This is a genomic window from Hahella sp. CCB-MM4 (genome assembly GCF_002260525.1).
Taxonomy (GTDB): domain Bacteria; phylum Pseudomonadota; class Gammaproteobacteria; order Pseudomonadales; family Oleiphilaceae; genus Hahella.
The window spans coordinates 413,863-426,271 of record NZ_MRYI01000002.1 but is presented as its reverse complement, the minus strand read 5'-3'; the positions used below and the strand labels follow the sequence as shown (position 1 = coordinate 426,271).

Sequence of the window (12,409 nt, the reverse complement as noted above, 5' to 3'; positions counted from 1 at the left end):
GCAGTTAATACTTCATTTGCCTCTTAACATACACTTGTTACTTCACCTTTGGCCAGTGGCTAACCGGCGTCCCCCTGAGGTAATTTTCCTGGTACTGCTTGACCAGTTCGATCAGGCCGTTATCCAGGCCCAGCCTGCTCTCTAATACCCGAATGCCTTCCAGTTGCCAGATTGCGCCGTTCTGACGCTGTTCCAAAGTCTGTTCGGCAACGCCCAGGTAATGGGAGATTTCATTGGCGGATACCTTGAGGTTCTTGAGCCCGGTTGCCGCCAGAGGGAGCAATTCTTCCAGGATATCCACAACCGGACGTTCTTCCAGTTTGTTGGCATCAATGTTTGGCCAGAATAGGTGGGCATTGAGCCCGTCTTTGGCTGCACGGTAAAAATTATGTTCGGCGTAACGAAACGGTATACCGGGCAGAATACTGTTGATAAAAGGCCTGATAGCTTCAATCAGGCCGATCAGCACCGCGGAGGTAGAAAGCATGTCGGTCGGTGTCGGACCGGCGGGGAGGGACCTTAGTTCTATGCGTAGGTGGCCTCCGGCTGAGGGGTCATAGATCGGCCGGTTCCAGCACCAGATACTTCCCTGGTGTAGCCTTAACCCAGACAATTTTGGCGGCATGGCGTCGAGTGGCTCTTCATCGCAGAAGGGGAAGAGGGGCTCAAACAGATAAATGGATTCTGAGAACAACTCGTGAACATCTTCTCTGACCCACCCGTGACCAAACAGGACTCTTGCCGGCAGGCGCATGGAGAGTGGGTCTTCCATTCGACAATCGATGGACTGCTTGAACAAGGCGACCCTGGTTTCGTGCCATAACTTTTTGCCCAGAAATACCGGAGAGTTGGCTGCGAGGGCTAAGCCCAGAGGTGTGACCAGTTGGGCGGCGTTAAAGGCATCACGGAAGTCTACCGGGTCGACCCGATAATGAAACTGGAATGAGGTATTGGCTCCCTCCAGTGTCACGTCGCTCCAATGCAGGTTGAGTTTTTCAATGCCGGCAATACGGATATGGAAGTCGCTTCCCCGCTTGTCCCGCAGGGCTTTGGCCAGTACGTGGTAGCGTGGTTCATCGGTCATCGCATGCAGGCCGATATCCGCGGTTTTCAGGGTCGGGAGGATACCGATTGGAAGAATGCTGGCATGGTGGTTGGCCGCCACTGTGCCAAGTCGTTGCAGCATGGTCTCCATTTCTGTCTGCAGGGTGGAAAAGGGGGCTCCAGCAGCAGCGACCGGTGCAAGGTTATATTCCAGGTTAAATTTGTTCAGTTCCAGCGTTAGCTGCGGATGATTGAATTCCGCCAGTATGGCTTTGTTGCAGCATACCGGGTGCGCCTGTTCATTAATGGCGTAAAGCTCCAGTTCTGCTCCAAAACTTGGCTGTCCCACGCCAAAGCCGGGGGTATTCAGCAGTTTTCTTAATTGAGACAGTTCATTATCGAGCCGGTCGCGGAATTTGGCGAAGTCCTGCTCAGTAAACTGGGTTTTTTCAATTGACTGTCCCATGCCCGTCTCCGTCAACAGCCCTTGATTTTATCTATGCAAAACAGCGCTTCTACTTCATTAAGGCACAACCTGCAAAATTTGAGAAGTCTACTGTTGCATCTGAAGTCCTTTCGAACACGTATTCACTTTTCAGGCCAGACTACTCGCAAGATGGTGCCACATTGTTACCTGAATCGTTACCTGTATCCGCGATATCCCGACTTGGGGCATTGCTAACCATGATGTGTCTCAGTATGTCCACATTAGGGCAGGTGTACTCATGTGCTGATGTACCGGTGATTGTCGAATCCGAGCAACCGGCGAACTTTAAGGAGATATGTTCAGCCGCCGCTGGCGCATTGGGATATTTGGCGGGTTATGGGTTGGTTCCCAAAAAAGATATTTCGATCAAGTTGGTGAATCATTCCCTGGAGCATTACGGCTACGTTGCTTTTGGCAGCTACGACCGGGGGAGCAGTGTTGTCAGCCTGATGTCTCTGAAAGCGATCACCAGCATGGAATCCGTACCGGCCATGTACGGTCAGGCCTTCGACCAGGTGCACTATCGTGGTGCTGTGGCCCACGAAATAGCGCATGCGGTGTTCCATCAGAACAGTCCCAATGCCCGGCTCTCGAATGCAGCGCAGGAATATCTGGCCCATGTAACGCAATTGGCGGTTTTACCGCCCGAGCGGCGTCAGAAAATTATTCTCAAGGCAGATGTTGGTGGGTGGGAATCCGGGGACGCCATCAGCGAGGTGTACATGGCCATGGCACCTGATAAGTTTGCCGTGAAGTCGTATCTTCACTTCACAAAGATGGATGACCCCAAAGCGTTTATCCAGATTCTGCTCAATAACAAATGGTTTTACGTATATGCTCCCTGAAAAACGGACAAGTGGCCCCTGCTTTTTCTCCTAAATTTTTCCCTTACCTTTCCGTTATCTTTTCCACTACTTGTTCCCGCTACTCGTCTTTTGGGGAGGGTTCTGTCTTTCGGTAAGGGAGGATCGTGCCGGCATCGGCCATGTAGGCCTCAACGCCTTCTTTTTCCTGCTCGAGGTAGTCAGCAATGGCACGCCTGAATTGCGGATGTTGAATCCAGTGTAAAGAGTATGTGGCAATGGGTTCGAATCCCCGGAGTATTTTATGCTCTCCCTGTGCCCCGGCATCGAAAACCTGAAGGTTGTGTGCGATGGCGTGGTCGATGCCCTGGTAGTAACAACATTCAAAATGAAGCTGGTCGAATTCTTCCACGCAGCCCCAGTAGCGACCGTATAGGGTCGTTTGGTCCTTAAAGAACAACGAGCCCGCAACCGGTCTCCCCGAGTATTCAGCGAGCAAAATCAGCATCTGTTCCGGCATCGTGTTGCGGATGGTGGTGAAAAAGTCGGGCTTCAGGTAGGGCGTTTGACCGCGTTTCAGGTAGGTCATCCGGTAGAAAAGATAAAAATCCTGGAGAACCTGATCGGTAATGTCAGTGCCTTCATACCACCTCATGGTGACCCCGGCCTCTTCGACTTTTCGTCTTTCTTTGCGGATATTTTTTCGTTTGCGGGAGGTCAATTGATTCATAAAAGCATCAAAGCTTTCGTAGCCACGGTTAAACCAGTGAAACTGGGTACCCTGTCGGCTTAGTAAGTGGGAGGGGATATCTGCCAATGACTGGCTTTGGGGATCAGGAAACAGGAAATGCCAGCCGGATAGCCCTTTATCAGAGAGTTCTTCCCCTATTGCCTGCAGAATTGCATGACCAACCGGTTCTAGGGGGACGCCTTTTCTGAGCAGAATACGTGGGCCAACGGAGGGAGTAAAGGGTATGGCCGACAGTAGCTTTGGATAATATTCCAGGCCATGACGGTGATAAGCATCTGCCCAGGCCCAATCAAAAACGTATTCACCATAGGAATGGCTTTTCAGGTAAGTGGGAACAGCCGCGACCAGGTTATCCTGCTCGTCGTGTATCAGCAGATGCCGGGGTTTCCAGCCGCTGCTGTCACCAACGCTGCCAGAGGACTCCAGTGCACTCAGGAATTCATGGCGACAGAAAGGATTATTCCCGGAATTAAGCTGATTCCAGTCTGAAGGACTGATTTTACTCAGGTCATCACAGAATGTGACCTTCAACCTGTCTGCCGCTAGTGTTTCCATATGATTATCAGAATATCTCCGCCTGTATGCCGGGTTACCGACGACCGGACGCTTGAAAATTGCTCTGGGTTGTCACAGGATACGGGCTCATCCGCCGTTTTTCCTTCCCGTAATCTGGAAAATTCTACATGAAGTCACGCTCGGTGACAGAAGAAAACCCTATAACATCGTGCCAGAGCAAACCAGCGAAGTCCGCCTGGTGGGTGTATATGATTCTGGCAGATGACCAGTCAATCTATACCGGGATCACAACCGATGTGGAGCGTCGGTTTGTGCAGCACCAGTCGGGACTGGGGGCGCGCTACTTTCGTGGCCGACGCCCGCTGAAAGTTCTATATATCGAGTCGGCGGATGACCGCAGCGCAGCCTCCCGTCGGGAAGCTGCTATCAAGAAATTGAACCGGCCCCAGAAACTGGCATTAATTGCCTCTAATCCTTCGGAAGGCGGATGATCAACTCCGGGAGGCCTTGGTCGTCTCAATAAAGGTCTTCAGGATTTCGGCAGACTTCTCCGGTTCCTCAATCATTGGCGCGTGCCCGACATGGGGAAGAATAAGCTTGCGGGAGTTGGGGATCAGGCTGGTAAATTGTTCGGCATTCTGCCAGGCAATAACCCGGTCCTGCTCACCCCAGAGAATAAAGGTCGGGGCGGAGATGGTTCTGATCTGTTGTTTGAAGTCGAGTTGAGCAAAGTCCTCCAGCAATTCCCCGAAGATTTTCTCGTTGATGGCTTTGTTTGCAATGGAGCGCTCTGCGATCACAGTGGTGATCGGCCATGGTACAAAGGGTGGTTCTTCCATGGCAAAATTCATGAGTTGTTCAAAATCCTCTTCATTTTCAACGATCAGAGGATTCTCTCCTTCCTTCAGCAACTTGGCGAATTCACTCTCGTGATCGTAGATCCCGGCAGGATCAAACAGGGACAGAGTCGTGATCTTGTCGGGATGCCGTGCCGCATAGAGGGAACTGATAGCGCCTCCCATGGAATTACCGACCAGATGGAATTGTGAAACTCCCAATGTCGTCATCAATTCATCCAGGTAACGCACCTGATCCTCGATATGGTAGGACAGATTCATGTCCTTGGTGCTGTCGCCATGCCCCGGCAGATCCGGAGCCAGGATATGGTACTGCGGAGTCAGATAGCGCGAAAAACGAAGCCAGTTTTCTTTGTTGGCGGCAAAACCGTGCAGAAGCACTATGGTTTCAGCCTGGGGGGCTGCGTTGCTCTCGTAATAGGCGGTTTCACGTCCGTTGACGACAACCGATTTTTGTTCCAAGCCGGCCTGGTCGCGTTCGTAGTCCATCGCCATGACGTAAAGCTTCTGGCGGGCCTCCGAGCAGCCTTGCAGCAGGCAGATCGAGATAAGCAGGGTAGCAGTAAGAATCCTGGCGCTGGGCATAATCTCTACTTCAATTGTGATAGTTGATGAACGATATCTGTGCATTTAAGCAAAAACCGTCAGGTCCTGACAATCCGCCGTTTGTCAGGACGAAGCCTGGGGGATGTATGAATCTTTTGTGACATCTGCGCAAAAAATAGCCGATTTCGACTACATTCAAATATGACAGTATTGAAATATTTTGAGGTGGCTATGGCATTGTCACTGATTTTGGGACTTTCACTGTCATTGTCCGCTTGTCTGATGCCGGAGACGGAAAACCAGGCCAGCTATCAAGTGGCAGTTGTCGATCGTTTTTATCCCGGCGATGACTTTTATAAGGACGCCGGGGAAAGAAAGACTCAGAGATGGCTATATGGATTGGTGGATCTTGATCGGGACCAGGATCGTGAGCCGCTTTACCATGGCGATATTGTCAGTCTTTTTGCCTCCGCGCCCGGTATTCAGGTGCGGCGCTATGTCATGCTGCAGGGGCAACCACCCCAACAGGAAATACTGCGTCAGCTTAAAGAAGTCCGTAAGCATGTATTCTGGGGCGAGCCTATTCACGCGCTAGTGCTGTCCTGGGAGTCTTCCACCCTGGCCAGTGCGTTTGAAAAACCACTTCAGGTTGCCCATGCAGCCGATTACAAGGAACAGGTCCGTCAGTGGGGGCTTGATCAGGAGACCTGGAACCTGAGCTACCAGATCATCAGATTGCTTGAGGATATCGCTGAAACCGGTGTGAACGTGTTCACCATCGCCGGTAATGGGGGGAGCGGAATGGTAAATACTTACTCCTTCGCATCAGGGGTGATAACGGTAGGTGCCAGCGAAGAAGGATTGCAGCACTTTATTTCGGAAAACGTATTTGTGTCAGCCCGAGCCAGGGCTGTCTACCAACCCGTATTGGTCCGGGACGGTGCCGGGGTGCCCGTGGGATACGATCTGGACGGTGATAACTGTGCAGAGGTTCCGATCAGTTGTCTGACCGGTTACTCGCCCGAAAGGATGGATTATCCGGAGCGGCCCTGGTCATTACTCAAGGGGTCTTCATTTGCTGCCCCGCAAGCCCTGAAGCATCTGCTGGCCGGTGGAGCCAATTACTGCCAAAGTTCCGCTCAGGGGAAGCGTTAAGTCTAATTGTGGCTATATAGCCATTCATTGAACATGTGAGTCTGCCGACTGCCAAATAATGGTAAAGAAAACCGTTATGGGGAGGGGCTGAATTTTGGGGGAAGGAAACCGCAGACGCTTTGGTCTGTATGGTCGAGAGGCGGTGTGGGCCTTGTATGTTATGGCTTCAGATTTTCAGGTCACCAGGTTTCTAAATCCTTTCTTTAGAAATTCCATTTGGTCTGCAAGGATGCGGCGATTCGCCAGATACAAATATTCATAGCGGTTAGGTGTATAAGGCACGGCCAGTAATTCCATTCCACAATCTGACAGAAGTTTGTTTCCTTTGTGGCTGTTGCAGCGCTTGCAGGCGGTAACCACATTGGTCCAGATATCCCGTCCACCCTTGCTGATCGGGAGGATATGATCCCGGCTGAGAAGATATTGCGGAAACTGGTCACCGCAATACATGCAACGGTATCCATCCCTGGAAAACAGGTATTTATTCATTAGGGGGGGAGTGGAGCGTAGCTCTCGCGGGTTCTGGCGGCCTACAAGGATTTGTGGGACGTCGATAGTCGATTGAACACCTTCGTTATTATAACCACCATGAAAAGTGGCACAGACATCACCAAAGCTGTAAAGAACTCTTTCACAAACAAGTTCTGTTACCGCGGAGTAAACGTCCAGCCAACACTGTGGCAAGCCCGAGGGTGTTATCTTGAGCACCATTGGGTACATCAGTCACCTCTCTAAAGGGTAAAATATTTGGGCTGATGAATATTCAGCAAACCCAAAGTCACTGGAGTGACGATTACTATCAGCCGCCTATTGAAACGGCATTCAGCCACTATAAAAACCAGTTCCTTTGACAGTTGTATTACAAGTTGAACATTTTTTCTACGTTTTTTTCCTCATCCCGGACCATCAGAAGGTTTAAATAAGCATAAAAAAGGCCAGCAATTGCTGGCCTTCGGCATATTGGTAAGTTACGGATTAACTGTCACTTATTTTTGTGGTGAAGTTTGTACTCTGAATTGAGTCCCTTGTAGAGGCTGACGCACATCAGGATCAGCACCACGGTGAATGGCAGACCCGTAGCGATAGCGCCGGCCTGCAATGCCGTAAGGGCTTCAGCTCCGCCACCGAACAGCAACGCTCCTGCGATCAAACCTTCCAGGGTTGCCCAGAAAATACGCTGAGGAACCGGGGCGTCGGTTTTACCACCTGCGGTGATGCTGTCAATGACCAGTGAGCCAGAGTCTGAGGAGGTGACAAAAAACACCAGAACCAAGGTGATACCGAGGAATGAGGTGATAGATGTCAGGGGCAGATTTTCAAGCATTTGGAACATCGCCAGGGAAACTTCTGAAATACCTTCACTCAGTGCGCCAACGCCTGCCTGGGCCTGATCAAGGGCAGATCCGCCGAATGCTGCCATCCAGATTAATGTTACGAGGGTGGGAACCAGCAGTACCGCAGTCATGAATTCACGTACGGTGCGGCCTTTGGATACGCGTGCGATGAACATACCGACAAATGGCGACCAGGAAATCCACCAGGCCCAGTAAAACACAGTCCAGCCATGGAACCAGGTCTGGTCTTCACGTCCGACCCAGTTGCTCAGGGGGATAATGTTTTCCACATAGGAACCAAGAGTCATGCCGACAGTGGATAAAATGGACAGGGTTGGCCCGGCAAATATGATGAATAGCAGCAGAGCTGCCGCCAGAATCATATTGATGTTACTGAGGAGTTTAACGCCACCATCAAGTCCTCGCACCACAGAGAATATTGCCACCGAGGTGACCCCGATAATGATGGCCACCTGAGTGTTGATGGTGTTGGGTAAATCAAACAGGAAATGCAGACCGCTGGCCGCCTGTTGAGCGCCAAGGCCAAGTGAGGTCGCCAGGCCGAAGATAGTGGCCAGTACGGCCAGTACATCGATCAGATTACCCAGATGGCCCCATACCCGGTCCCCGAACAAGGGAAAGAAAGCGGATCTGATGGTAAGAGGAAGATCCTTATTATAGGAAAAGAACGCCAGGGCTAGTGCCACTACGCCGTAAATTGCCCAAGGGTGAAGACCCCAGTGATACATGGTGGCACCCATGGCAGCTCTGGCGCCGGCCTGGGTATGTGCCTCCGCATTTAGTGGTGTGCCATACCAGTCGGTGTAATAGGCAATGGGCTCGGCGACACTCCAGAACATGAGGCCAATTCCCATTCCTGCAGCGAACAACATGGCAAACCAGGAGATAGTGGAGAACTCAGGTTTGGCATCTTTTCCGCCCAGACGGATTTTTCCGACCGGCAACACAATGATTGCCAAGCAGAAAATAACGAAGATATTGCCACCGATCATAAACAGCCAGTCAAAACGATCGATCGACCATCCTCTGGCACCGACTAGTGCCTCTTTGGCTTCTGCTGGGAATAGCAGGGTTCCGATGACAAATATCAGGATAAGAATTGCACTAATGAAAAAGACCGGATTATGAAGATCCATGCCCATCATCTGTACGTTATCCTGGCCTACCTCATAGTCGGTATCGTAATCTGGATCGACCGGCCGGGATGAGTCTGTATGATTCATAGGGGCTCCTGTTGATTCTTGTTTAGTGGCGATCTCACACGCCTGACTTCAATTAGTGTTGAAAATAATGCAGGTCAGGAATGTTTCGCCTGTAACAAGCCGATGACTTGTCTATTTTATTGATTCTACATGAAGATGATCAAAAATTAGAGTGTAGAAGAAAAATAGAGAAAGGAGACTGTGTAGAGTTCAAAGTAAAATTGTCTCAGGTTTTAGAGCGGCCGCTCAGGGCTGTTTTGAACCTCCAATTGATTCTCCTATTAACTATACGAACGCAGATTTTCCAAAAGCCAGCGATGAAATACATGGACTTTATGGAGCCCGGATTTATAGCCTGGACACAGCCAATAGTATTCGTAGTCACTTTTTATGGTAACCCCGAGTACGTTCACCAGTTCTCCACTGCGAATGGTTTCCTCTGCCAGGAAATCAGGTACCAGGCCGATACCTAAACCTGCCTTGACCGCCTGAAGGGTCATGAAGAAATGTTCCCATCCTGCTCCGTAATTGCCGAGTTCGGGGTTTACATCGAAGTTTTCCAGAACCCGGGTCCATTGGCCTGGCCGGGTGCTGTGAGGTAGTAATCGGTGACTTAATAGGTCAGCCGGTGTCTTCACCGGTTTTTCTGCCAGCAGCGTGGGGGCGGCCACGACCATCAAACGCTCCTGCAAAATTTGCTCTGCCTGGGTAGGTGCACGATCCCTATGCAGGCAACGAATGGCGACGTCGGCATTGGAATTGGCAAAGTTCATCTGCCCGTCTCCAGTGACAATATCAACCTGAATGTTTGGATGGCGCTCGTAGAAATACTTCAGCCGGGGTAGGAGCCAGATACTGGCAAGGGACGGTATGACATTTAGCAATAAAGGCTCACTGGCATCAACCTGCTCCTTCAGATTGCGGGTGGCATGGGAAAGGGTGTCGAAGACTCCTGCCACTACCGGGAGATACTGGTGGCCGGCTTCAGTGAGAGCAATTCCGCCGGCATGTCGCTCAAACAAAGGAGTGTCCAGAAAGGATTCCAGGATTTTGATCTGTTTGCTGATGGCGCCCTGGGTCACGCTAAGTTCCTCTGCCGCTTTGGTAAAACTGAGGTGGCGTGCGGCAGCTTCAAAGGCTTTAACAGCATTGAGCGGTGGTAGACGTCGGGGCATGAGAGGCCTGATTGGGATTGTGGCATGAGAAATTCTCATGAGGATAGCGTATTACTCCGTTGCGTACAAAAAGTGAACCGCTTTAAATGGCGTCATTCAACAGGCTTGTCTATCGCCAGGAGCTTTTCTCATGTCTCATGTGTTTCACCGTCAATGCCGTTCCCCGCTGCCAGTCGCTGTGTCCGGCCAGGGGCCATATATCGTGGATAGTACGGGTAAACAGTATCTGGACGGTTGTGGCGGGGCTGCCGTTTCCAGCCTGGGACATAGTCACCCTCGGGTGCTGGCGGCAATCAAACAACAAATAGAGGCGATTCCTTTTGCTCACACTGGCTTTTTTACCAATGCTGCGGCAGAAGAGTTGGCGGATCTGCTGGCAGAGAGTGCTCCAGGACATTTGAATCACGTGTACTTCACCAGTGGGGGATCCGAGTCCATGGAAGCGGCGCTCAAACTGGCAAGACAATACTTTTTGGAAAAGGGACAAAGCAGTAAGCGTTACTTTATCGCCCGTCGCCAGAGCTACCACGGGAATACGCTTGGAGCGCTTGGGGTGGGTGGCAACCAGTGGCGGCGTGCACCATATGAACCGTTGATGGCCCCCGCCAATCTGATTGCTCCCTGCTATGCATATCGCGACCGCTGGAATGACGAATCTGAATGGGAATATGGTCAGAGAGTCGCTGAAGAACTGTCGAGTGTGATTGCCGAGCAGGGAGCGGAGAACATTCTCGCTTTTGTGGCTGAACCCGTGGTGGGCGCAACCGCCGGTGCGGTTCCTGCCGTCCCCGGATATTTCAAAAGGGTTGGAGAAATTTGCCGTCAGCATGACATCCTTTTGATACTGGACGAAGTCATGTGCGGGATGGGACGTACGGGTACTCTGTTTGCCTGCGAGCAGGATGATGTTGTTCCCGATATGATCGCCATCGCAAAAGGTTTGGGAGCCGGTTATCAGCCGATTGGGGCGCTGATGGTAAGCGATGGGATATACGATGCCATCGCCGAAGGGACCGGATATTTCCAGAATGGCCACACCTATATGGGGCATCCGACGGCTTGTGCTGCTGCTTTGGCGGTTCAGAAAGTCATTCGTGAGGATGGTTTGCTGGAGCAGGTTAATGGCTTGAGTGGCCAGCTATTCCCATTGCTGCATGAGCGCTTCGGGTCTCACCCTCTGGTGGGAGACATTCGGGGACGCGGCTTGTTTATTGGTCTTGAGATGGTCAGAGACAGAATCACCAAAGCCCCCCTGCCGGAAACCACTCTGATGCATAAACTGATTAAGGCGTTCGCCTTGGAGGAGGGGCTGATGTGTTATCCCATGGCGGGCACGATCGACGGCCGCTTGGGTCACCATGTGCTGCTTGCCCCTCCATTTATTTTGAATACCTCCCAGCTCGAAGAGTTGGTCGACAAGTTATACGTCGCTGTTGACCGAGCCTCTCAGGCGATACAACCCATGCTATACCAGGAGGCTGTCTGATGACTGTAGATCCCACGTTACCACCGGCATTGATCATCGTAGCTCCCAACGGCGCACGTAGAGGGCGGGATGACCACGGCCGCTTACCTTTGTCGCCGGATGACATGGCGGAATGTGCCGCTCTCTGCCAAGAGGCTGGTGCTGCAATGATCCATATGCATGCGAGGGATGATGAAGGACGCCATTCTCTTGATCCTGATCTGAATCGCCGGTTTATCGATCGGGTGAAGGACACTGTGGGGGATAATTTGATTATTCAGATGACCACTGAAGCGGTGGGGCAATATACGCCGGCCCAGCAGATGGCTTCGGTCCGAAAAGTGATCCCCGATGCTGTCAGTCTTGCCATAGCTGAGCTACTACCTGTTTCCGAAGGAGAGGGAAAGTCCATGCAGGGGGATCGTGACATACAGGGAGTGGGGGAGTTTCTGGCCTGGGTGAGTGAATCCGGTATCTTGCCTCAATATATCTTATACGACGTCCATGATGTGCAGCGGTATCATCAACTGAAAATGTCAGGGTTTATTCCATCTACCGGACATCACCTGCTATTTGTCATTGGGCGCCGGGGGCAGGGAAGTCCTGCTGATCTTGCCACCATGCTGGCTGCCCATTGCGATGATACTCCCTGGGCGGTCTGCGGATTCGGGGCGCTTGAGTACCCGGTTTGTATGGGGGCGCTGGCGATGGGAGGTGATGTACGAGTCGGGTTTGAGAATAATCTGCTCCTTAATCACGGAGATACTGCGCCCGATAATGCGGCGCTTGTTCAACAGGTTGCAGGCATTGCACGGCAGCTGAATCGTCCTATTCTGAATGCATTGGAGGCCAGGCACCGTCTGTTGAAATAGAGTTTCATAACGTTCCAACTAAGAGTCATTTTTTATACGACTTTGGTCATAGGCCTAATTTTCTATAGATTTCTATAAGTGACTGTCACTAGTGGTCGATACTTAGTGTGAACCGCTTCGCTATGGACTATATTGATGTGAAAGGGAAAAAATCTGTACAAAAATTGCGCAGTTTCTGGGC

Annotated in this window: 11 protein-coding genes; 5 read left to right on the top strand and 6 right to left on the bottom strand. The window is 51.4% G+C overall.

What is annotated here, in order from left to right; translation table 11 throughout:
- Window positions 1-37: 37 nt before the first annotated feature.
- Window positions 38-1,510: a hypothetical protein gene (locus BTA51_RS05475; RefSeq protein ID WP_094706410.1), complete on the bottom strand. Its 1,473-nt coding sequence runs from the start codon at window positions 1,508-1,510 to the stop codon at window positions 38-40.
- Window positions 1,511-1,743: 233 nt separating this feature from the next.
- Here BTA51_RS05475 and BTA51_RS05470 point away from each other — a divergent pair, with 233 nt between their 5' ends.
- Window positions 1,744-2,376: a DUF6639 family protein gene (locus BTA51_RS05470; protein ID WP_094706409.1), complete on the top strand. Its 633-nt coding sequence runs from the start codon at window positions 1,744-1,746 to the stop codon at window positions 2,374-2,376.
- Between the two features lie 79 nt (window positions 2,377-2,455).
- Here the strand turns inward: BTA51_RS05470 and BTA51_RS05465 are convergent, their stop codons facing one another.
- On the bottom strand, window positions 2,456-3,640 hold the full coding sequence (locus BTA51_RS05465) for a GNAT family N-acetyltransferase (protein WP_094706408.1): 1,185 nt from the start codon (window positions 3,638-3,640) through the stop codon (window positions 2,456-2,458).
- Window positions 3,641-3,768: 128 nt separating this feature from the next.
- Between BTA51_RS05465 and BTA51_RS05460 the strand changes: the two genes are divergently transcribed.
- Window positions 3,769-4,092, top strand: coding sequence for a GIY-YIG nuclease family protein (locus BTA51_RS05460; protein WP_094706407.1), 324 nt, complete (start codon window positions 3,769-3,771; stop codon window positions 4,090-4,092).
- On the opposite strand, the gene BTA51_RS05455 is transcribed toward BTA51_RS05460, so the two are convergent.
- Window positions 4,093-5,043, bottom strand: coding sequence for an alpha/beta fold hydrolase (locus tag BTA51_RS05455; RefSeq protein ID WP_094706724.1), 951 nt, complete (start codon window positions 5,041-5,043; stop codon window positions 4,093-4,095).
- 192 nt (window positions 5,044-5,235) lie between these two features.
- Between BTA51_RS05455 and BTA51_RS05450 the strand changes: the two genes are divergently transcribed.
- Window positions 5,236-6,159, top strand: a complete 924-nt coding sequence (locus BTA51_RS05450; protein ID WP_246840928.1) for a hypothetical protein — start codon at window positions 5,236-5,238, stop codon at window positions 6,157-6,159.
- Between the two features lie 174 nt (window positions 6,160-6,333).
- Here BTA51_RS05450 and BTA51_RS05445 read toward each other — a convergent pair whose 3' ends face one another.
- The 3 genes from BTA51_RS05445 to gcvA form a co-directional block, all read right to left on the bottom strand.
- On the bottom strand, window positions 6,334-6,879 hold the full coding sequence (locus BTA51_RS05445; protein ID WP_094706406.1) for an HNH endonuclease: 546 nt from the start codon (window positions 6,877-6,879) through the stop codon (window positions 6,334-6,336).
- Window positions 6,880-7,141: 262 nt separating this feature from the next.
- Entirely contained in the window at window positions 7,142-8,737 is a 1,596-nt protein-coding gene (locus tag BTA51_RS05440) for a BCCT family transporter (protein WP_094706405.1), read from the bottom strand.
- 260 nt (window positions 8,738-8,997) lie between these two features.
- Window positions 8,998-9,891, bottom strand: a complete 894-nt coding sequence (gcvA, locus tag BTA51_RS05435; RefSeq protein ID WP_168188073.1) for a transcriptional regulator GcvA — start codon at window positions 9,889-9,891, stop codon at window positions 8,998-9,000.
- A gap of 130 nt (window positions 9,892-10,021) precedes the next feature.
- Between gcvA and BTA51_RS05430 the strand changes: the two genes are divergently transcribed.
- Both BTA51_RS05430 and BTA51_RS05425 read left to right on the top strand, forming a co-directional pair.
- Entirely contained in the window at window positions 10,022-11,377 is a 1,356-nt protein-coding gene (locus tag BTA51_RS05430; RefSeq protein ID WP_094706403.1) for an aspartate aminotransferase family protein, read from the top strand.
- Window positions 11,377-12,228, top strand: coding sequence for a 3-keto-5-aminohexanoate cleavage protein (locus BTA51_RS05425; protein ID WP_094706402.1), 852 nt, complete (start codon window positions 11,377-11,379; stop codon window positions 12,226-12,228). Before BTA51_RS05430 ends, BTA51_RS05425 begins: the two co-directional genes overlap by 1 nt.
- Window positions 12,229-12,409 lie beyond the last annotated feature (181 nt).

Bases quoted from the DNA above. Each gene is read 5' to 3' on its own strand.
- BTA51_RS05475 (WP_094706410.1), bottom strand. From the start codon at position 1,510: ATGGGACAGTCAATTGAAAAAACCCAGTTTACTGAGCAGGACTTCGCC.
- BTA51_RS05470 (WP_094706409.1), top strand. From the start codon at position 1,744: ATGTCCACATTAGGGCAGGTGTACTCATGTGCTGATGTACCGGTGATT.
- BTA51_RS05465 (WP_094706408.1), bottom strand. From the start codon at position 3,640: ATGGAAACACTAGCGGCAGACAGGTTGAAGGTCACATTCTGTGATGAC.
- BTA51_RS05460 (WP_094706407.1), top strand. From the start codon at position 3,769: ATGAAGTCACGCTCGGTGACAGAAGAAAACCCTATAACATCGTGCCAG.
- BTA51_RS05455 (WP_094706724.1), bottom strand. From the start codon at position 5,043: ATGCCCAGCGCCAGGATTCTTACTGCTACCCTGCTTATCTCGATCTGC.
- BTA51_RS05450 (WP_246840928.1), top strand. From the start codon at position 5,236: ATGGCATTGTCACTGATTTTGGGACTTTCACTGTCATTGTCCGCTTGT.
- BTA51_RS05445 (WP_094706406.1), bottom strand. From the start codon at position 6,879: ATGTACCCAATGGTGCTCAAGATAACACCCTCGGGCTTGCCACAGTGT.
- BTA51_RS05440 (WP_094706405.1), bottom strand. From the start codon at position 8,737: ATGAATCATACAGACTCATCCCGGCCGGTCGATCCAGATTACGATACC.
- gcvA (WP_168188073.1), bottom strand. From the start codon at position 9,891: ATGCCCCGACGTCTACCACCGCTCAATGCTGTTAAAGCCTTTGAAGCT.
- BTA51_RS05430 (WP_094706403.1), top strand. From the start codon at position 10,022: ATGTCTCATGTGTTTCACCGTCAATGCCGTTCCCCGCTGCCAGTCGCT.
- BTA51_RS05425 (WP_094706402.1), top strand. From the start codon at position 11,377: ATGACTGTAGATCCCACGTTACCACCGGCATTGATCATCGTAGCTCCC.